This is a genomic window from Diaminobutyricimonas sp. LJ205 (assembly GCF_009755725.1).
Lineage (GTDB): Bacteria > Actinomycetota > Actinomycetes > Actinomycetales > Microbacteriaceae > Ruicaihuangia.
In genome coordinates, this window is sequence record NZ_CP046619.1 from 2072843 (window position 1) to 2092672 (window position 19830).

Sequence of the window (19830 nt, forward strand, 5' to 3'; positions counted from 1 at the left end):
CTGCATGATGCACACCCTGGACTCTCGCTATCCCGTCGTCTGGCGCTCCCCGGAGTGCCTGCAGTTCGGCGGCCTCGACCCGGTCGCCGTGATCGAGGGCGTCACGCCGGCACATGAGCGCATGCTGAGCGCCCTCGCCACGGGTGCCACCCGGTCGGAACTCGCGGTGATCGCCCGTAGTTCGGGCGGCACCGAACACGATGCCGACGACCTGCTCGCCATCATCAGCCCGGCGCTGGTTCGGTCGGCGCCGCCCGGCACGGTGGTGGTCTCGGGTGAGTCGCCGGCCGCTGAGCAGATTGCCGACGCGCTCGCCTGGCAGGGTGTCAGCACCGTGATTGCCGCGACCGCGGATGCCGCCGAGCACGCCAGCGGGGATCTCGCCGTCATCGTCGACAGCTTCGTCGTCGAACCGGCGTTCCACGGTCTGTGGTTACGTCGCGACGTGCCGCACCTGCCGGTGGTGTTCGGTGGCGCCGCCGTGCTGATCGGGCCGATGGTGGAGCCGGGCGCTGGGCCGTGCCTGCACTGCGTGGAGCGGTACCGCACCGACTCGGATTCGGCCTGGCCGGCGATCGCCACCCAGCTGTGGGGTCGACGTGCCGCGGTCGAGACGCCGATCGTGCTCGCGGAAGCGATCGCCCTCAGCTGCCGACTGGTGCTGCGGCGCCTCGCCGGCGCCGTTGTGCCCAGTGAAGAGTTGCGCCTGGACACCCGCACCGGCCGCATCGACCGTCAGCGGCTCGAACCTCACCCGGACTGCGGATGCACCACCCTCGCCGGGCGGGTCAGCCCCAGCTTCGCGGCTCACCCCTGAACAACTGCCCGAGCTGCCCGCCCCAGACTTCGGCGCGGTTCAGCTCACCCTCGAGCAGTGGCCCCGAGACATCCTGCACATAGAAGCTCTCCGGCCGGGTGATCGGTGAGTAGCCCAGTTTGCGCGCGCGTTTGGTGGCTGCCTTCGCTGCCGAGCCCGGCAGCTTGCGCACGATATCGACCCTGGTGTCGAACGTCGCGAACGGGATGCCATCGACGGCCGCCAGGCCGTCCAGCCACTCGCGCAAGCCCACGTCGGTGTCGGCAGTTTTCGCTCCCTGCTTCACCGCGTCGGCGCGGGTCGACGCGCGGGACAGCGAGAACGCGTGCGTCGGGCCGCCGACTACCAGCAGATCCGCGCCCGAGGGCCGGTCCGGGTCGGTCACGTTGTGCACCTCGACCTCGAGGTGGTGCTTCATGCCCTTGGCGATAGCATTCGCGATCTTTGCGGTGTTGCCGAACTGGGACTCGTAAACAATGAAGGCTTTCATCGGGTACCTCCTCGCGCTAGTTGGCGGTGAGGCTACTCCGCACGCACCGGCCCCGCACCCTTCGCGCCGAGTTCGCTGAGGAACCGGCTCGGCACGCGGGCCTGCGACCGATGTGGACCGCTGCCGGCCCAGGACAGCTGCAGGGTGCGCCGGGCGCGGGTGATGCCGACGTAGAGCAGGCGGCGCTCTTCGTCGACCGCCTCGGCGGTCTTCGCGTAGCTGATCGGGATGAGTCCCTCGCTGAGGCCGACCAGATAGACGTGGTCCCACTCCAGACCCTTGGCACTGTGCAGTGTGGCCAGGGTGACGGCAGCCAGGGTGGGCTCGTGCTGTGCGGACTGACGCTCGAACAGCTCGTCGACGAACCGGGTGAGAGTGGTCCCCTCCGGCGCCGCGTCGGCGAGGGTCATGATCGCGTTCAACGACTCCCACTTGTCGCGGGTGGCGCCCGGGTTCTCCGGCGGGCTCTGGGTCCAACCCTGCGAGCGCAGCACATCGCTGACCGCCTTGAACAGCGGCCCGGTCGCCCCGGACACCGCGTAGCCGCGCAGCTCCATCAGGGCACGCTTCACCTCGGGCAGGTCGAAGAAGCGGGTTCCGCCGTGCAGCCGGTAGCTCACCCCGACGTCGGTGAGCGCGGTTTCCAGCGCGGCGGCCTGCACATTCATGCGGTAGAGCACGGCTACGTCTTGCGGGGCGACGCCGGCTGCGATCCGCGCGGCAATGGCGTGCGCGATTGCCCGCGCCTCCACCGTGTCACCGGAGTAGGCGGCGGTCTCGACATCCGGCAGCTTGCCGACCCGCTCCTGAGCGGGCACCAGTTCCAGCGCGCCGTGACGTCCGCGCATCAGCCGGTTCGCGGCGTCCACGATCGGCGGCGCGGATCGGTAGTTCTGTTCCAGCCGCACCACGGTGGCATCCTCGTAGCGGCTGGCGAAGCCGAGCAGGTAGTCGCTGGAGGCGCCGGCGAATGAGTAGATGGTCTGACTGGCGTCGCCGACCACACACAGGTCGGTGCGGTCGCCGAGCCACAGCTGCAGCAGTTCGTGCTGCAGCGGCGACACGTCCTGGTACTCGTCGACGACGAAGAAGCGGTACTGGCCGCGCACATGGTCGGCGACCCGCGGCTCGGACTCGATCATGCCCGCGGTGGCGAGCAGCACGTCCTCGAAGTCGATCTGCCGGCGCTCGTCCTTGAGCTTCTCGTATGCGGCTTGCAGTGCCATCGCGCTGTCAACCGTCAGCGACGGCGGCAGTGCCCTGGTGGCGAGTGCGCGTTCGTAGTCGTCCATCGTCATCCGCGATACCTTGCGCCACTCGATCTCGGCGGCCGCGTCACGCAGGGTCGCCGTGTCGAGCTTCAGCCGCAGCCCGTCCGCGGCGTGCGCGAGCAACCTCGCCTTGCCATCGAGGATGCGCGGCAGGGTGCCGCCGATGACCTGCGGCCAGAAGTAGCTGAGCTGCGCAAGCGCCGCCGAGTGGAAGGTGCGGGCGGACACGCCGCCGGCACCGAGCGCCCGCAGCCGGCCACGCAGTTCGCCCGCGGCGCGGTTGGTGAAGGTCAGCGCCATCACCCGGCTCGGAGAGTACACGCCGCTGGCGACGCCGTAGGCGATCCGGTGGGTGATCGCGCGGGTCTTGCCGGTGCCAGCACCGGCGAGCATGCAGACAGGTCCGAGCAGGGTTTCCGCGGCCACGCGCTGCTGGTCGTCGAGGCCCTGCAGCAGTGATTCCGCGCCGCTCACCAGGGTGAACCGCCGTCGAGAGGCCGCCCGTACCAGTGCTCGACGATCGCGCGGGCGATGGAGGACGGACCGGGCAGCAGGATGTCACCGAGCGACGCCGTGAGTTCGTCACGGCTGAACCAGCGCAGATCGAGGATCTCGTCACCGTCGGGAAGCAGGTCACCGTGCCAGGAGTCGTCGACGCTCGCGGTGAAACCAAGCATGAGCGAGGCCGGGAACGGCCACGGCTGGCTTCCCAGGTAACGCGGATTGGTCACCCGCACCCCGGACTCCTCGAACACCTCCCGCATCACGGCGGATTCGAGCGACTCGCCCGGCTCTACGAACCCCGCCAGCAGCGAGTAGCGGTTGTGTTCCCAGAGGGCGTTGCTGCCGAGCAGCAATCGGTCCTCGGCATCCGTGATTCCGACGATGATCGCCGGGTCGGTGCGCGGGAACACTTCGACCCCGGTGTCCGGGTCGACGCGCACCCAGCCGCCCATGGTCGGCACGGTGGCGGTCCCGGTGCGCGGTGAGAAACCGTGCGATGCATGCCAGTTGATGATGGCGACGGCCTCGGCGAACAGCGCGGCGTCCCGGTCGCCCAGTCGATGTGCGACATCCCTCAGGTTCGCCCAGTCGCCGCCGATCTGTTCGGCCTCCTCAGGGTCGGTGACCCGGGCGACGATTGCGGTGACTCCCCCGTCGACCTCGGCTCGACCGAGGTAGACGAGCAGCCCGTCACGGGCCACGGATGCCGCCGGCAGCAGGCGCAGCGCGGTGCGGTCTTCGGTCACCGGGGCGGTTCCGTTGGTGACCGCGAGTACCCGGGTGGTGGGCTCGGCCCAGAGTTCCTCGAACAGGTTCTCGCGGGGTCGGGAGAGGTTGTCGCGGTCGATCTCGAATCGCGCGAGCGGAAGTCGCGCTGAGAACGACAAAGTCATGCTGCCCCTATTCTCCAAGTGCGTGGCGTAGGGCCGAGGTCGGGCGTGCTGGACCTACCCTGATTCCTATGGCCAGATCCCATCTCACTCTAGCCGCGCTGGCTACCGCGGCCGTCGCCGACCTCGATGTCGCCAGGGCTACCGTTTTCGGTTCGAGCTCAGGCGGCGAGTTCAGTTCCGCCCTGCTCACCGGCCGTGATGGTCGGGACTGGGTCATCCGAATGCCACGAAATCCCCGCGCCGAGGCGGAGCAGTCCGCCGACCTGGTCGCGCTGCGCGCGCTCAGCCCCGGCGTGCGCGCACGGTTGCCGTTCGCGGTGTCGACATTCGCGGGGCAGGTGCCGTTCCAGGGCAGCCGCGCCGTGGTCTACGAGTACGTGCCCGGCGACAAGGTGCCGCTGCGGCGCGTCGACCCGACCCTGGCGGCCTCCATCGGCCGGGCCATCGCCGCGATCCACCAGTTGCCGACGACATTCGTGACGGATGCCGGACTGCCCACGATGACCGCGGTGGAAAGCCTCCGCGCAACGCTCAGCATCATCGACCGGGCCTCGGCGACCGGCCTGGTGCCCGCGCTGCTGCAGAGCCGCTGGGAAGCCGCTACCGACGATCACCTGCTCTGGCAGTTCCAGCCCACCGTCATCAACGGTGAGCTGAGCGCCGAGTCGATTCTCAGCGCGGGCGACGCTGTCTCGGGCGTGCTCGGCTGGCAGGAATTGCGCATCGGTGACCCGGCGAAGGATCTCTGCTGGCTGCTCAGCGCACCCACGGAGAGTGCCGACGCGGCACTCGACGCGTACATGGCCGCGCGCGGCGGCACCGACCGGCAGCTGAAGCACCGCGCGGTGCTATACGCCGAACTGGAACTTGCCCGCTGGCTGCTGCACGGCACCGAGGTTCGTGACACCTCAATCGTTGACGACGCGGTGGCCATGCTGCACGGACTCGTCGACCGGGTGCAGAACGATGTGATGAACCCGATCAGCCCGCAGACCATGCCGACGCCGACCGTGTCCGAGGTGGAGGCGCTGCTCGACGCGGCCGAGCGGCGCACCGGCTCCGCGTAAACCACGTCCGCTGGTGCAGCCGCTAGTGGAGCTCGCTGGCGCGGGTCGCTGCTGCCGATCGCCGGCGCTAGCGAATCGGCCCCGAGCTACTGGTATTTCACTAGCGCCAAGCCGAAAGGCTACCGCCCGAAACAGAGTAGCGGGTTTTGTGCAGTTCACTCAGCTATGAAGGATCCGTCGAAGGTGCGATTCCAGCGGCTTCAGATCAACCCCGCGCGCCCTGTAGGCAATGTGACCGTCCGGTCGCACGAGATAGTGAGCGGCAGCGTCGGCGTCGACACCGAGTTCCGCCATCGCACTCCGGTCGGTCAGCCGGACTGACCGGATCAGACCCGGCCATTGGTCCTCGATTCGGGACAGATTCCAGTCCGCTGTGCCCACCAGGATCAGGTGAAAGCTCGGGTCACTGAGCAACCGGTGGAGCGACGTTCGACTGCCGGCGTGGTGAACCCGAGCATCGGGCAACCGGTCACCGGCACGCGGACCCCGACGCATCCGCGGGCTACCCTCCCTCGACAGTCGACTGCTCCGGTACCGGATCCGCAGTTGCGCAACGATCCGGAATCCGTCGGTACGCAGGGCGGCCGGCCTTAGCACCAGCGGAACCAGCAACGGTGCGACAGTCAGCCGCGCGAATCTGGCGACCGACGTCCGCGCGGTAGCGACCCTGAAGGCGCGATTGGTCATCCGCAGCACTGTCCGGGCAACCGGGAGCCGTTCTTGTGCATAGCTGTCGAGCAGCGTGTCACCGCCTCGAGCCGTGCAGGCGAGCGCGAGCTTCCAGCCGAGGTTGACGGCGTCCTGGATGCCGGTGTTCATGCCCTGCGCGCCGGCCGGACTGTGGATATGAGCGGCATCCCCGGCAAGGAACACGCGGCCGTCGCGGAAGCGGCGGGCATAGCGACTGTGCACCGTGAACGTGGTCGACCAGACAGGATCATGCAGCGTGAGCGGCTGCTGGGTGTACCCGGTGATCATCCGTTGTAGGACGGGCAGGTCGGGCGAGGCGCCCGGCGCGACCATGACCAGCATCCGCCACGCAGCGGGTCTTCCGAGCGGGAAGAACAGCAGCGGGCCGGCTTCCCCCAGGTAGGCATGCGCGCGGCCCCTCGCGAGCTCGTCGACCTCGAGGTCCGCCCAACGCGAAGGTCTGCGGGAACGCGCGTCCGGCAAACGGGATCCCGGACAGGTGACGCACCGCGCTGTGGGCGCCGTCGCATCCGACGACGTACCGGGCGCGGATGCGGGATGTCTCGTCACCGCTGGTCAGCGCTGCTGTCACCGCGCCGGGACTCTGCTTCAGCTCCACGAGTTCGACGCCACGCTCGACCGGTACGCCCACACTCGCGAGATGCTCGCCCAGGATTCGTTCGGTTTCCGCCTGCGACAGGAAGAGCAGATACGGATACCGGGTGTCCCGAATCCGTGCCGAGGCGAGGGGAAGGGTGACCGATCGTCTGGGAAAGTGAATCTGCAGCCGCACCATGCGGTTTCCTGCCTCGACCAGGGCATCGGCAATCCCCAGAGGGGCCAGCACTTCAAGGGTGCGCGGCTGAATCGCCAGAGCCCGGGACTCGTGAACCCGATCGATCATCCTGTCGATGATCCGGGTACGGATTCCGAAGGCGGCGAGTTCCGCCGCGAGCGCCAGACCAGTCGGCCCCGCTCCAACGATCAGAACATCGACATCAACGATTGGCGTGGACTGATCCGCCATACTGCCAACCTAATCAGGCGCGCCTGCGAGCACATCGCGATTTCACTAGTGATCATCGCAGCCGCATATGCGGCTGGTGTGCTGGCCGCCAAAGCGAGTTAGCCGAGCATTACCTTGTCGATATCAGGCTCCACCGTTGCCGCGCCTTCGTGTGCCGTCATCCCGTTCGCCGCGAGGTAGTGCTCAGCGTCAAGCGCGGCCGCGCACCCGGTTCCGGCCGCGGTAATGGCCTGCCGGTAGCGCCGGTCGACGAGATCGCCGCAGGCGAACACGCCGGGAAGGTTCGTCTCGGTCGTAGGGTGGGCGACCTTCACATATCCGTCGATGTCGGTGTCGATCTGGCCCTTGACGAGGTCGCTGCGCGGGTCGTGGCCGACCGCGATGAACAGCCCAGTCGAGCCCAGCTGGGACGTCTCACCGGTGACCGTGTCGCGGACCGTGAGACCGGCGAGTCGTTCGTCGCCGAGCACCTCGAGCACTTCGGAGTTCCAGCGCAGCTCGATCTTCGGATTGGCGAGTGCGCGCTCCTGCATGATCTTCGACGCTCGGAGGTTGTCGCGGCGGTGGATGAGCGTCACCGAGTCGGCAAACCGGGTGAGGAACATTGCCTCCTCCAGTGCGGAGTCGCCCCCGCCGACCACGGCGATGTCCTGATTACGGAAGAACGCACCGTCGCAGGTGGCGCACCAGGAAACACCGTAGCCGCTGAGGCGCTGCTCCCCGGCGACGCCGAGCTTCCGGTACGCGGAACCCATGGCGAGCACCACCGCGTGAGCCTCGTATTCCGTGCCGCCGCCGGTCTTGATGCGCTTCACCGGCCCGGTGAGCTCGAGTTCGGTCGCGTCGTCGTAGACGATCCGGGCGCCGAAACGCTCGGCCTGGGCCCGCATCTGTTCCATGAGCTGCGGGCCCATGATGCCGTCGGTGAATCCGGGGAAGTTCTCAACCTCGGTGGTGTTCATCAACGCGCCGCCGATCTCGACCGAGCTGGTGAGCACGATCGGGGCGAGCCCGGCGCGGGCGAGGTAGGTGGCGGCGGTGTATCCGGCGGGGCCGGAGCCGACGACGATGACGTTCTCGACACTCATTAGGTGCGCGCTATTCACTGTTCAGTACTGGCAACGCCGAGGCTCGCGAGAAGCGCTTCGACGCTGTGCTGGATTTCGTCCCGGATGCCGCGGACCACTTCGAGGGACTGGCCCTCGGGGTCGAGAAGCTCCCAGTCCTGGTACTGCTTGCCCGGGTAGATCGGGCAAGCGTCACCGCAGCCCATCGTGATCACTACATCCGCGGCCTGCACGACGTCGTCGGTCAGTGGCTTGGGAAACGCCTGGTGCATATCCAAGCCCATCTCGGCCATGACCTCGACTACAACGGGGTTGAGTTCCTGGGCGGGCATCGAACCCGCGGAGCGAACGTGCACGCGCCCGCCGGAGAGGTGGTCGGTGAGCACCGCGGCCATCTGCGACCGGCCGGCGTTCAGCTCGCACACGTACAGCACTTCTGGCACGTCTCGGGCGATGGCGCCCTTCGCCTGGGCGAGCGCAGTGAGCCGCTCGGTCGCGTAACGGGTGGTGCGGGAGGCGAGATGCGCCTTCACCGTCGAGGTACGGAGAAGGCTCGCGTAGGACTCCAGGACATACCGCTCAACCGTCTCGGGGCTGAACACTCCAGCGAACCGCTCCGACAGATCGCCGGCGAGCCGACGAAGATACTCCTCGGGGTACGCCAACCCCGGCATCCCGCGGCGCGACGACACGTTCATCAGACGTTCGCCGGCAGGATCTCCGCGAGCAGGTTCTCGATGCGCGCCTTGATGTCATCGCGGATCGGGCGCACGTTGTCGATCGACTGGCCGGCCGGGTCATCCAGCTCCCAGTCCTCGTAGCGCTTGCCGGGGAAGATCGGGCAGACATCGCCACAGCCCATGGTGATCACGACATCCGATTCCTTGACGGCCTCGGTGGTCAGGATCTTCGGGGTGTTGTCGGCAATGTCGATGCCCTCTTCACGCATGGCCTCGATCGCGACCGGATTGATCTGGTCTTTGGGCTCCGAGCCTGCGGAGAGCACTTGGACGCGGTCGCCCGCGAGCGCCTGCAGGTAACCGGCGGCCATCTGGGAACGGCCCGCATTGTGAACGCAGACGAACAGGACGGTGGGCTTTTCAGACATGGTGCTCGCAATCAATCGATGAAGGTCTATTGATTAGTATCGCGGCAAAATCAATAGATGTCAATCTATATGTCAGACTGGGCGGGTGCCTAAGATCACACTCCCCCGCCGCTTGCTCGCCGAATTCCTGGGCAGCGCGCTGCTGGCCGCCGTCGTCATCGGCTCCGGCATCGCCGCCTCTCGACTATCCGAGGATGCCGGCCTGCAGTTGTTGCAGAACGCCCTCGTCACCGGGGCGGGCCTTTTCGCACTCATCCTGATCTTCGCGCCCGCCAGTGGCGCACATTTCAACCCGGTAGTGAGCCTGGTCGACGCCGGTTTCGGCGAGCGAGCCTGGCGGGATGCGGCGGCCTATATTCCCGTCCAGATCATCGGATGCATCGCCGGGGCGATGCTCGCCAACGTGATGTTCGACCTGGATGTGATCTCCATCAGCGCGAACGAGCGACTCACTGGCGCCACGGCAGCGGCCGAAGTGGTGGCAACCGCAGGGCTTGTGATGGTGATCTTTGCGCTCACCCAGACCGGCCGTTCGTCCTGGGTGCCCACCGCCGTCGGCGCCTACATCACGGCGGCCTACTACTTCACCAGCTCGACGAGCTTCGCGAACCCGGCGATCACGATCGGCCGCATCTTCTCGGATACCTTCGCCGGCATCGACCCCGGCTCCGCGCCGGGGTTCATCGCGGCGCAGCTGGTCGGCGGGGCGCTCGGCTTTCTCGTCGTGCGGGCGCTGTATGGGACATCCGCCCGCCGCGCGGAGCCGGCGACCATGGGCGAGACGGTCTAGCGCCCCGCGCACGCAATTCGACTCACCCGGCCGACTCAGCTGGTCGGCATGAAGCCGGACGACATCAGGAAGCGGTCGACCTCGATTCGCAGGGCGACCCGGGAAGGATTCGGCTGGGGTTCGCGATAGCGCGCGGAATAGCAGGACACGGCGCGGGCGACTGAGACCTCATCGGTCACGACCCGGGCTGCGCCCTCGATCGTCGACCAGTGCCGCCCGCTCACCTGGCATGCGGCGACCCGGTCGTCGGCGGTTATGTGCTGAACCTTGCGCGAGTGTTCGTTGGTGATCACCCACGCACACTGCTCCTCCAAATCCAGCGCTACACCGACCGGGACAAGGTGCGGTCTACCGTCGGCGCGAACGGAGGCGAGAGTGCAGAGGTGCCGCTCGGTCCAGAAATTCAGGAGGAGGGATGGGAAGTTCGTCCACTCAGGTTTCCACGAAGGCACCCGCATATTGTCCCAGATGGCCGCTGGGTACTAGTTTCCGGCGGTGATGTCCTCGAGCAGCCCACGGACGCGACGCTCGATGTCGTCGCGGATGCCTCGCACTGTTTCCGCCGGCTGACCGACCGGATCCTGAAGATCCCAGTCGAGATAGCGGCGACCCGGATAGACCGGGCAGGCATCCCCGCAGCCCATCGTGATCACGTAGTCGGCGGCACGCACGACCTCGTCGGTGAGCGGCTTCGGGAAGTCGGCGTGCAGCGGCACCCCGATCTCGTCGAGCGCGTCGATCACGACCGGGTGGACGGATGCCGCCGGCTCGGAGCCCGCGGTACGCACGCGCACCCGATCACCGCCGAGCGACCGTAGTAGTGCGGCGGCCAGCTGAGACCGGCCGGCATTCTGCACACAGACGAACAGCACCTCGGGCACGTCGCGCGGAACGACCGAGGCGGCGGTGGCCAACGCGGTCAATCGGTCGGCGGCGAACTGGGAGGCCAGCGAGGGTAGCAGTGCGGATTCCCCGGCTCGGGCTTCCAACAGGGCATAGCTCTGCGCGACGTACTTGGCGACGGTTTCGGCCGAGAAGGTGCCGGCGAAGCGGTCCGCCAGGTCGGTGGCGATGCGACCGACGACCGGAGGAAGCGAGTCAAGGTTTGCCGTGTCGGGAAGGCCCGCGGCAGTGAGCAGTTCGGTGAGCTCGGCGCGAGCCTCGACGGGCTGCCCGGCGACCGCGCCGAGCACAGTGTCGACGATCTCGCGGCGCCGCGCGGGCACGATCGAGTACCAGACTTGCCGGCCGCGCTTCTCGCGTTGCAGCAGGCCGTCCTCGACCATCACCCGCATGTGGTGGCTCACCGTCGGCTGGGTGAGCTTCAGTGCGTCGGCCAGTTCGCCGACCAGCGCTTCACCGTTGACGCTGCCGATGATGCGGCTGAGCAGCTGCAACCTGGTCGGATCGGCAACTGCGCGCAGCGTCCGGGCAAGACGCTCCGCGCTGTCTCGGCCGAGGGCCACCGCCGTATCCATAGACCAGAGTCTATTCAACCCGTCGCCCTGAGCGGCCTATCGAGCTATGTTAGCTTTAACCCTAACGTCATTAGGAAAGGTGTTTCGGTGTCGGTTGTGGTGGGTGTCGTCCTCTTGCTCAAGTTCCTGGTCGAACTCGCCTCGCTGGTCGCGGTGGGTTACTGGGGCTACCACCTCACGGACATCGGCATCCTGCGCTGGGTCCTGGCTCTGGCGGTTCCGGCCGTTGTAGAGCCGTGGCTGGTGATCACTCAGCTCGCGGTGTTCGGGCTGGCAGCACTCGCACTGTGGGCATCCGGACAGCCTTGCCTGGCGGTCGCGCTCGGCTCTGCTGCGGTCGTCATCGAGGTGCTTCTGCTGGTGACCGGGCAGTACTCCGAGTGAGGGTCAGCAGCAGCCATCCGGTGCGCCGGTAGAGCACACGCCGGTTGCCGGCAGGCTGAGCTGCACGACGCTGGCCGACGCCAGATCGCCCGCGAGCCAGGCAGCGATCGAACGCACCTGCTCATAACCGGTGGCCAGCAGGAAGGTCGGGGCGCGGCCGTAGCTCTTCATCCCGGCGATGAAGAATTTCGGTTCCGGCTGCTGCAGTTCCCGGAACCCGTGCGGCTCGACGGTGCCACAACTGTGCACATTCGGGTCGATCAGCGGCGCGATCCCACGCGGTGCCTCGACCACCTCGTCGAGGTCGAGGCGGATCTCGCGGAGCATCCCGAGCTCCGGCCGGAACCCGGTGGCGTTCACCACAACGTCGACATCGATGGTTTCGACACCGCCCGCTCGGTTGCCGGTCACCCGCACGCCGTTCCCGCGGCGCTCCAGCGCAACAATCTCGAACCGGTCGACCAGGCGGATATCGCCGCGCTCAACGAGCCCGTGCACCGCCGAGCCCAGGGATGCGCGGGCCGTGAGCTCATCATCGGCGGACCCGAACACTCGCACTGCATTTTCATTCCGGATACCCCAGAAGACCGTCGTCCCGGCGGACTCGCCGGAGAGGGCGGCAAGGCTCAACAGCGTGTTCGCCGCCGAGTGTCCGGCACCGACGACCAACACGCGCTTCCCCGCGAATCGAGCGCGCTCCGCTCCGAGCACATCGGGCAGGGCGTGGCTGACCAGGTCGGCGACCTCCCGCGCGCCGAGCGGGTCGAGTCCGCTCGAGCCGAGACTGTTCGCGGTGCGGTAGGTGCCGGAGGCATCGATCACCGCGCGAGCGGTGATGTCGGCTACGTGACCGTCGCGGTGAACGGTGCGGAGCACGAATGGCGCTTCGGCGCGGCCGGCAGTGCGGGTGCGGTCCATCCCCTCGCGAGAGACCGCGACCACCTCGACGCCGAATCGGACGCGCGAGGCGATCTCCGGCAGTGCAGCGAGCGGCGCGAGATAGCCGTCGATCACCTCACGGGCGGTCGGCAACGCCGTGGCGGGCGGTGCCTGCCACCCCGCAGTCTCGAGCAGTCTGGCTGCGGCCTTGTCGACGAGCAGCTCCCACGGCGAGAACAATCGGATGTGCGCCCAGAGTTCCATGCTCGCGGCAACCGTGTCGCCCGCTTCGTAGATGACGAAGTCGACTCCTCGCTCAAGCAGCTGCGCTCCGGCAGCGAGGCCGATCGGTCCGCCGCCGATGATGGCGATCGGAAGCCCATCCAATCGGGACGGACGTGCAGTCGGTGTCGCAAGGTCGACGAGGGTCATCAGGGCACTCCTTCAGCTTCATCGATGAATGTCGATGAAGCGAGTATGGCCACCTATATCGATGGTTGTCAATGTAGTCTCGACACATGACGATCATGCTGCCCGTCACCGACGTGACCGCGTGCTGCGCGCCCCTGACCCGCGAGACGCTCGACGCCGAGAACGCCGACGGCCTGGCCCGTGCGCTGAAGGCCCTCGCCGACCCTGCTCGGCTTCGGCTGATCTCAATCGTGGCCGCGTCCGACGGCGCGGAGGCGTGCGTGTGCGACCTGACAGAACCGCTCGGACTGAGCCAGCCGACGGTTTCGCACCACCTCAAGGTGCTCGTGGACGCCGGCTTCCTGACCCGGTCGAAGCGGGGCACCTGGGCGTACTACGCGCTCGTGCCCGGTGCGCTCGACTCGGTGTCGCGGTTGCTTGTGACGGTTTAGTCGGAATGCAGCGCCTGACGCCAGAGGGCGACTAGTTCGTCTTCCTCGAAGATCCGCTCCGGCTCGATGACCCGGTCGTCGCTGACGTAGTAGAACACCGCTGAGATCAGCGCAGGGTCGATGCCCCTCCACTTCGCATACGCGAGCCGATAGAGCGCCAGCTGCAGCTGCTTGTTCTCAAGGTCCGCGGCATCCCGGGGCGCCTTGCCGGTCTTCCAGTCGACGACCTGGAATCCGTCACCGTCGGCGTAGACCGCGTCGATCTTGCACACCACGACTTGGCCATCCAGCACCAGGTGGATCTCCCGTTCGACATCAACCGGGGTCCGGGTAGCCCACGGGGAACGCTCGAAGATCCCCTGCAGCCTCACCAGTTCCGCCTCGTCGATGGGTGCGTCATCGACATCGAGTTCCGTGGCGAGCGCGTCGATGGTCTCCGCGGTGCCGCCGACGCCGTAACGCTGCTCGACCCAGGTGTGGAACAGAGTGCCGAGCCGGGTCGCTCGGTACGGTCGTTCCGGCATCGGACGGCGAAGGGATGCCGCGACCGCAGCCGGGTCGGTGACGAAGTCCTTGAACCGGCTCGCCGGTACCCGCCCTGGCAGGGGCATCCGCTCGGCGCCGTCCAGTCGGCGGCGGCGTTCCTCGAGCAGCAGGTCGAGTTCGCGCTGCCAGACGCCGGCCTGGTCGGGCAGCGCGCTGCGCACTCGTTCGGCGGCGGCTTCGAGCGCCGGGCGGCGGTCGCCGAGCGGGTCCCGCGGCCAGGAGAACAGACTGATGCGGTCGCCGAGCGGGTTCTCCTCGAACTGGCTGGCGTCCGGCAGTTCGGCGATCACGCCGTGACTTTGCAACTCGATCAGGTACGGGCTCGGGGTGCGCGGCTTCGTCTGCGTCGCCCAGAACGAGCCGCTCATCAGCAGCGAATGCCGGGCGCGGGTGACTGCGACGTACGCGAGCCGGCGTTCCTCGAGCTCGTGGCGGTGCTTCACCGCCTCGGCGAACTGCTTCTTCAGGTCGACCAGTTCCTTGCGGGTCTCGGCGATCTGCCAGTCGAACTCGGGCATGTCGGCGGCATCGCCGCGGAACGGCCAGGGCAACGCCCCGAAGCTGATCCAGCCGCCGGAGCCGTCACGGGAACGGGCGGGCAGTTCGTCGACAACCATCCGCGGCACCACGACGTGGTCCCACTCGAGGCCCTTCGAACCGTGAATGGTGAGCACCTGCACGGTGCCCGGCTCCGGATCCTCCGGACGCGGGGCGAGCCCCTCGCGCCATTCGGCTTCCCGCAGCCAGCCGAGGAAGCCGCCGAGATTCGCGGTGTCGTCGATGGCCAGGTAGCCCGAGAGCGCGTCGAAGAATGCCTCCATCGCCGCGCGGCCCGTGGTGTGGGTCTCGTTGGCGGCCGTCTCGATGTCGAGCAACAGCTCCTGCTCGACAACGGTGACCAGATCGAGCAGGTCTCCGCCGGCGCGCCCGCGGAGCCGTTCAAGGGTGAGGCCGGCGTGCCGCAACCGCTGAAGCCCGGCCTCGCTGAACGCGGCCAACTGGCCGTGGCAGGGTTTCGCGTGCGCGACGAAGTCGAGGGCGTCGATGATCGAGCCGCCCTCGCCGTCGGCGACTGAGTCACGCAATTGCTCGCGCACATCGTCATCGAGGGGCTGTTGGGCCAGGTCGCGGTCGCGCAGCCAGGAAGCGACCCGGCTGAGCGCGTGCAAATCCTTCACGCCGATTCGCCAGCGGGATCCGGCGAGCAGCCGCACCAGCTCGGAACCGGCGGCCGGATCGTGCAGCACGGTGAGCGCGCTGACCAGGTCGGCGATCTCGGGTTCGGCCATCAGACCGCCGATGCCGAGCACGTGGTACGGCACCTCCGCCTTGCGCAACGCGTCGAGGAAGTACTGCTGCGACTTGCGGGTGCGGAACAGCATCGCCGCGGTGGCGTTCTCGCCGCCCCGGCTGAGTTTCTGCTTGAGCCAGGCCGCAGCAGCCTCGGCCTCCGCCTCCACGGTCTCCTCGAAGATGACGTCGACTGGGACGTCAGTGGCGGTGAACGATGCTTCCAGCCGGGCCACCGGCACCCGGGTCTCGGGCACCAGCGGCGCCACGATGGTGTTCGCCGAGCGCAGGATGTCGCGTCCGTTTCGCCAGCTCGTGGTCAACGAGTACGTGCTCGCGGTGCCGCCGGCGAACTGGGTGGCGAACTGCTCCAAGTTCGCGGCGCTCGCCCCGCGCCATCCGTAAATCGACTGGTTCGGGTCACCGACCGCCATCACCGGATGCTTCGCGAACAGGGCGGCGAGCAGCCAGGTCTGCACCACCGAGGTGTCCTGGTACTCGTCGAGCAGGACGACCCGGTAGCGGTCACGGAAGTCGGTCGCCACCGTCGGCACGGTGCGGACCACTTCGAGGGCGAGGGCCACCTGGTCGGAGTATTCAACGAAGCCGCGTTCCTTCTTGGCAGCGGCGTACCGTTCGGCGGCGTCGAGCACCACGGGCAGCCCACCGACGGTCTTCGCCATCTCGTCGACGTCGGCGTAGGCGCCCCGGCCGCCGGCCGGAAGGTCGGCGATGCCGGTGAAGTCCTCGGCGAAGCGGCGCACGTCGGCGGCGTCGGCGATGTTCTCGCCGAGCGACTGGCTGAGGGTGAGCACCGCGCGAGTGATCTGATCGACGCTGCGGCCGAGGCCGGCCAGCCGCGGGTCGCGGCTTTCGATCACCACCCGGCGGGCCAACTGCCAGGCGGCTGCTTCGCCGAGCACCGCGCCGTCGCTTTCCCGGCCGAGCAGGATCGCATTATCGCGGAAGATGGTGTTCGCGAACGAGTTGTAGGTGGCCACGTTCGGCGGGTCGAACTCGTCGTAGGGCACCGCGAGCAGCGGTGCCAGGCCCGCGTCAACCCGGATCAGGTCGTTGTCGGCGAGCGCGCGGATCCGCTCGCGGATGCGTGCCGACAGCTCCCCCGCGGCCTTGCGGGTGAAGGTCAGGCCGAGGATCTGCCCCGGCTCGACCAGTCCGTTGGCAAGCAGCCAGAGCACCCGGTTCGCCATCGTTTCGGTCTTGCCGGATCCGGCTCCGGCGATCACCAGTGCCGGGTCGAGGCCTGCCTCGATCACCGCCCGCTGCTGCTCGGTAGGGCGAGGTCGGCCGAGGGCGTCGGCTATGTCATTGGCACTGACCGGAGTGTGGGTCTCGGCAGGCTCGACCAGCGGACGCGGTTCGACCAGCGAATTCGGCTCGACCAGCGATTCGGTGTTAGTCACTGGACACCGCCTTCACCCGGTGCAGTCGCATGCTGGTGGTGTTGCCCTGTGCCCACTGGTCGATCTCTACCGTTCCCTCAAATGTGGCGGCCGCCATTGCCGTCGCCACCTGTCGCACCCGCTGCCTGAAGCCCTCGAGTTGCTCGTCGCTGAGTGGCGCCTGCACGCCCTCGCGGTAGAGCTTCCCGCGCACGCCCTTCTTGACGTACAGCAGCTTCGCGCCGCCGGCGCGGTGGGCGCCGTGCTCGGCGAGCAGGTCGTCGAACCGGCCTTCCGCGTACGCCAGCTGGTAGGCCAGCAGTTGGGCGTGGGCGTCGATGTCGTCCTGCCGGGTGATCGGCGAGCCGGTCTTCAGGTCGACAATCACCACGGAGCCATCCGGCGCCCGTTCGACCCGGTCGATCGAGCCGTTCAGCCGCGCCGGTTCCAGATCCAGGCCGAAGCGCCCCTCTGCCGCGATGAGTTGCTTGCTGTCGCGGTTGAAGTCTGCCAGGTACTCGGCGATCCCGGCGACCAGGGTGCGCGCTGTGGCCTTCTGCGCTTCGCCGAGCCAGGGCGCCTCGAACGAGAGCTCGCCCCAGCGACTCTCCACTGCGCGCCAGAGTTCGTCGATTCCCGGGTCGGTGGCGGTTTCCATAGCCCAGTGCAGCACCGTGCCGATACCCATCGCGGTGGAGGGCTGGCTGCCCGCAACCGAGTCGATGAACCAGTCCAACGGTGACTTCTCGAAGGCTTCCAGCTTCGATGGCGATACCGGCACCGGGTCGTCGCCGAACAGCGGCTCAGTCGTCGACGGGTCGAGCAGGCCGTGCCAGTCGATCGGGTCGGCTCCGGGCACCCGCTCCGCGGACAATCGGGCCAGCGCGGATGCCGCGGCCTGCCGTTGCCGGTCGTTGCCGGTGACCAACTCACGCCGCAGCGCGCCGGTCAGCCCGCGCAGCGACAGCGGCGCGCGGCCGGCCACCCGGGGCAGCCGGTCGACGTCGGGGATGAGGCTGAAGAAGCTGCTGCGGGCGGAGTCTTCGCTGACCTGCGCGGTGATGATCACCTGTCGGCGCGCCCGACTGACTGCGAGCGCGAACATCCGCAGTTCGTCGCTGACCACCTGTTTGCGGGCGTCGACGGTCGCCGAGTCGACCCCGGTGACGGCGTCGACGAGCTGGTCGGGGAACAGCAGCGAACCGCGCACGCGCAGGTTGGGCCAGACGCCCTCCTGCACACCGGCGACGACGGCGATCTCGAACTCGGCGCCGACCGCGCCGTTCGGCGTCGTGACCAGTACGGCGTCATCCGCCTGCTGCGGGGCGAGGGTGTCCTCGGGGACCTCAGCGTCGAACAGGGTATCGAGGAAGGCGCGCGGTGGCCGTTCGGGTTCACGCTCCACGAACCGGCGGGCGGCCGTGAACACGGCCATGATGCCGTCCAGATTGCGGTTCGCCTCGGCCGCGGTGACGCCGGCGCTGAGCGCCTGCTCGAACCAGGTGGGGGCCAGTCGGCTGCGTTCCCAGACCAGCCAGAGCAGTTCCTCGATCGAGTCGCCGGCCTCGTGGCGTTCTCGCAGCTGGTGCAGGGTCACTGCGAGCCGTTCGGCGGCACGGCCGATCCGGTGGTCGATGGTGGTGAACCGGCCTGGGGCGGCCAGTGCCTCGATGAGCAGTTCATCGCTGGACCGGTTGCCGCCACCAGCGAGTTCTTCGGTGCGCAGCGCCAGCCGCAGCCGGCGAAGGCTAAGTCGGTCGAGTCCGCCGAACGGCCCCTGCAGCAGCTCCGCGGCCACCGTGGCGGTCAGCTCGGCGCGGCCGATGCCGACGTCGATCACGGCGAGCAGGCTGCGGGCGGCGAGGTCATCGCGCAGCGCGCGGCCACCGGCCAGCGTGCGGGTGGGCACCTCGGCCAGCGCGAGTGCCCGGGCAATGCCGGGCAGCTGGGCGCCGGAGCGGGCGATGACGACCATGTCCGAGAAGGCGACCCCGCCCAGCAGGTGGTGCTCACGCAGCACTCGCGCGACCGCGGAGATCTCGCGGGACGGAGTCGGCTCCTCAACCAGCAGAATGGCGTCGGATGCTGCGGCAGGTCCGGATCCGGTGAACACCGAGGCGGCGCGCTGTTGCCCGGCGGCGGCCGTGCCGATACGCGCGGTGATCGACTGGGTGAGCGTGCGCAGCACGGCCGGTTGCCGGTGCACGTGGCCGAGCACGAGGGTGCGGGCGTCGGGCAGGTTCAGCTTGGTCTGCAGGAGGCCCAGGGCGTCGGGCTCTCCCCCGCGGAACGCGCTAGTGGCGACATCCGGATCACCGAAGGCGATGACCGCCACGCCGCGGGCGGCGAGGGCGCGCAGCAGGCCGAGCGTCGACTGGGTCGCCTCCTGCAGGTCGTCGACGATCACGAGGCGCAGCCGGTCCACGGATGGCGCGACCTCGGCGCGGCGGAGTGTGGCTGCCGCGAAGGCAAGCAGTTCCGCGGCGTCGACGACCGCGTCGCCGGACGTGGCTAGCACCTGGAGGTACTCGTCGATGAAGTCGGCAGTGGCGAGCCACTCGGCGCGCTCATGCCGGCGGCCGAGGTCCCGCATCCGCTCCGGCGTGATGCCGTATTCCGTCGCACGCATGAGCAGTTCCCGCAGTTCGGTGCGGAACCCGCGGAGCGCCCGCACGTCGGGGCCGAGGATCTCGGGCCACTCCGGTCCGGCGCCCGCCTCGACGTGGCCGGCGAGCAGGTCTTTGATGATGCGGTCCTGGTCGCCTCCGGTGAGCAGCACCGGCGGCGCGGCGCCGTCGGCAGCGGCCGCGTGCCGCACCAGTTCGAAGGCGACCGAGTTGGCCGTGCGCGCGAGCGGACCGTTCGTCGGCACGCCCAGGCGCACAGCGATGCGGTCACGCAACCGGGTCGCCGCGGCGCGGGTCGGAGCGAGGACCAGCAGATCATCGGCCGCCCAGCCGCGGCTGTGCACCCGGTCGGCGACGAGTTCGACGATGGTGCTGGTCTTGCCGCTGCCCGGCGCGCCGAGGATCGCCGCGGACTCGTCGTCCGGCAAGGCGAGCACCGCCTGCTGGGTCGAGTCGAGGGTCAAGGGGTGCGCGGGGCCGAGCGTTCGGGAAGGGTCGAAGCCGCGCACTGCCATGCCTCAAACGGTATCGGCGGCGACCGACATCGCCGCGCAGACCCCGCCGGTGTCGCCCACTCCGCCGGTTCCGCCAACAGTGAACGGCGAAATGGGCGGCATCCGTTCTGTCGTAATGTTG

17 protein-coding genes and 1 pseudogene are annotated in these 19830 nt (G+C 68.4%); 5 read left to right on the plus strand and 13 right to left on the minus strand.

The window, feature by feature from the left end; genetic code table 11:
- Positions 1-4: 4 nt before the first annotated feature.
- Entirely contained in the window at positions 5-817 is an 813-nt protein-coding gene (locus GO591_RS10035) for a TOMM precursor leader peptide-binding protein (protein ID WP_157156690.1), read from the plus strand.
- On the opposite strand, the gene GO591_RS10040 is transcribed toward GO591_RS10035, so the two are convergent.
- From GO591_RS10040 to nudC, 3 genes are read right to left on the minus strand one after another with little or no spacing between them, the layout of a single operon-like run.
- A complete protein-coding gene (locus GO591_RS10040) occupies positions 789-1307 on the minus strand; it encodes a flavodoxin family protein (protein WP_157156691.1) in 519 nt (172 codons plus the stop codon). The genes GO591_RS10035 and GO591_RS10040 overlap by 29 nt on opposite strands.
- A 32-nt stretch (positions 1308-1339) precedes the next feature.
- On the minus strand, positions 1340-3055 hold the full coding sequence (locus GO591_RS10045; RefSeq protein ID WP_157157869.1) for an ATP-dependent helicase: 1716 nt from the start codon (positions 3053-3055) through the stop codon (positions 1340-1342).
- The gene (nudC, locus tag GO591_RS10050) at positions 3049-3975 is read right to left on the minus strand and encodes an NAD(+) diphosphatase (protein ID WP_157156692.1); all 927 of its coding nucleotides are present in this window, start codon (positions 3973-3975) and stop codon (positions 3049-3051) included. The genes GO591_RS10045 and nudC overlap by 7 nt, the downstream gene beginning before the upstream one ends.
- Before the next feature lie 68 nt (positions 3976-4043).
- On the opposite strand from nudC, the gene GO591_RS10055 reads away from it, so the two are divergent.
- Positions 4044-5042 (plus strand): phosphotransferase, encoded by a 999-nt coding sequence (locus GO591_RS10055; RefSeq protein ID WP_157156693.1) that lies wholly within the window; start codon positions 4044-4046, stop codon positions 5040-5042.
- A gap of 159 nt (positions 5043-5201) precedes the next feature.
- Here the strand turns inward: GO591_RS10055 and GO591_RS16080 are convergent, their stop codons facing one another.
- From GO591_RS16080 to GO591_RS10080, 5 genes and pseudogenes are all read right to left on the minus strand, one after another.
- Positions 5202-6215: an FAD-dependent monooxygenase gene (locus GO591_RS16080; RefSeq protein ID WP_304506147.1), complete on the minus strand. Its 1014-nt coding sequence runs from the start codon at positions 6213-6215 to the stop codon at positions 5202-5204.
- Positions 6216-6264: 49 nt separating this feature from the next.
- A pseudogene (locus tag GO591_RS16135) lies at positions 6265-6759 on the minus strand (FAD-dependent monooxygenase); the annotation flags it as partial.
- Between the two features lie 98 nt (positions 6760-6857).
- Positions 6858-7847, minus strand: a complete 990-nt coding sequence (gene trxB / locus GO591_RS10070; RefSeq protein ID WP_157156696.1) for a thioredoxin-disulfide reductase — start codon at positions 7845-7847, stop codon at positions 6858-6860.
- Positions 7848-7861: 14 nt separating this feature from the next.
- Positions 7862-8524: an arsenate reductase ArsC gene (locus tag GO591_RS10075; protein ID WP_157156697.1), complete on the minus strand. Its 663-nt coding sequence runs from the start codon at positions 8522-8524 to the stop codon at positions 7862-7864.
- The gene (locus GO591_RS10080; protein ID WP_157156698.1) at positions 8524-8934 is read right to left on the minus strand and encodes an arsenate reductase ArsC; all 411 of its coding nucleotides are present in this window, start codon (positions 8932-8934) and stop codon (positions 8524-8526) included. The genes GO591_RS10075 and GO591_RS10080 overlap by 1 nt, the downstream gene beginning before the upstream one ends.
- An 85-nt stretch (positions 8935-9019) precedes the next feature.
- On the opposite strand from GO591_RS10080, the gene GO591_RS10085 reads away from it, so the two are divergent.
- Complete coding sequence (locus GO591_RS10085; RefSeq protein ID WP_157156699.1) at positions 9020-9724, plus strand: aquaporin; 705 nt, start codon at positions 9020-9022, stop codon at positions 9722-9724.
- 35 nt (positions 9725-9759) lie between these two features.
- On the opposite strand, the gene GO591_RS10090 is transcribed toward GO591_RS10085, so the two are convergent.
- Both GO591_RS10090 and GO591_RS10095 read right to left on the minus strand, forming a co-directional pair.
- Positions 9760-10182 (minus strand): pyridoxamine 5'-phosphate oxidase family protein, encoded by a 423-nt coding sequence (locus tag GO591_RS10090; RefSeq protein WP_157156700.1) that lies wholly within the window; start codon positions 10180-10182, stop codon positions 9760-9762.
- A 24-nt stretch (positions 10183-10206) separates the two neighbouring features.
- Complete coding sequence (locus tag GO591_RS10095; RefSeq protein ID WP_157156701.1) at positions 10207-11202, minus strand: metalloregulator ArsR/SmtB family transcription factor; 996 nt, start codon at positions 11200-11202, stop codon at positions 10207-10209.
- Positions 11203-11289: 87 nt separating this feature from the next.
- On the opposite strand from GO591_RS10095, the gene GO591_RS10100 reads away from it, so the two are divergent.
- Positions 11290-11586 (plus strand): DUF2568 domain-containing protein, encoded by a 297-nt coding sequence (locus tag GO591_RS10100; RefSeq protein ID WP_157156702.1) that lies wholly within the window; start codon positions 11290-11292, stop codon positions 11584-11586.
- Between the two features lie 3 nt (positions 11587-11589).
- Here the strand turns inward: GO591_RS10100 and GO591_RS10105 are convergent, their stop codons facing one another.
- Positions 11590-12897 (minus strand): NAD(P)-binding domain-containing protein, encoded by a 1308-nt coding sequence (locus tag GO591_RS10105; protein WP_157156703.1) that lies wholly within the window; start codon positions 12895-12897, stop codon positions 11590-11592.
- An 86-nt stretch (positions 12898-12983) separates the two neighbouring features.
- On the opposite strand from GO591_RS10105, the gene GO591_RS10110 reads away from it, so the two are divergent.
- Positions 12984-13328, plus strand: a complete 345-nt coding sequence (locus tag GO591_RS10110; RefSeq protein ID WP_157156704.1) for an ArsR/SmtB family transcription factor — start codon at positions 12984-12986, stop codon at positions 13326-13328.
- Here GO591_RS10110 and GO591_RS10115 read toward each other — a convergent pair.
- Both GO591_RS10115 and GO591_RS10120 read right to left on the minus strand, forming a co-directional pair.
- The gene (locus GO591_RS10115) at positions 13325-16588 is read right to left on the minus strand and encodes an ATP-dependent helicase (RefSeq protein WP_157156705.1); all 3264 of its coding nucleotides are present in this window, start codon (positions 16586-16588) and stop codon (positions 13325-13327) included. The genes GO591_RS10110 and GO591_RS10115 overlap by 4 nt on opposite strands.
- Positions 16581-19709, minus strand: coding sequence for an ATP-dependent helicase (locus tag GO591_RS10120; RefSeq protein ID WP_157156706.1), 3129 nt, complete (start codon positions 19707-19709; stop codon positions 16581-16583). The genes GO591_RS10115 and GO591_RS10120 overlap by 8 nt, the downstream gene beginning before the upstream one ends.
- Positions 19710-19830 lie beyond the last annotated feature (121 nt).